This is a genomic window from Pelomicrobium sp. G1 (genome assembly GCF_051905455.1).
GTDB lineage: Bacteria > Pseudomonadota > Gammaproteobacteria > Burkholderiales > UBA6910 > Pelomicrobium.
In genome coordinates, this window is record NZ_JBQACR010000469.1 from 1 (window position 1) to 250 (window position 250).

Annotated in this window: 1 protein-coding gene; it reads left to right on the forward strand. The window is 72.0% G+C overall.

Annotation, left to right across the window (positions count from 1 at the left end; genetic code table 11):
• Positions 1-250: FAD-dependent oxidoreductase (locus tag ACTFO6_RS19260; RefSeq protein ID WP_439935931.1), on the forward strand; the 250-nt coding region annotated here is incomplete at both ends.

A 250-nucleotide genomic window follows, 5' to 3' on the forward strand; every position in this document is an offset into this window, starting at 1 on the left:
TGACCCTGCTGCGCGGCCGCGCCCGGGTGCTGGGTCCCCATCGGGTCCGGGTGGGGGAGCGGGACTATACCGCCGGTCACCTCCTGGTGGCCACTGGCGCCCACGCCGTCGTGCCGCCGATCCCGGGGGCGGCGCTCGGGATCACCTCCGACGCTGCGTTTTTCCTGGAGCGGCTTCCAGAGCGAGCGCTGGTAGTGGGGGGCGGCTACATCGCGGTGGAATTCGCCTCCATCTTCAACGGCCTGGGGGT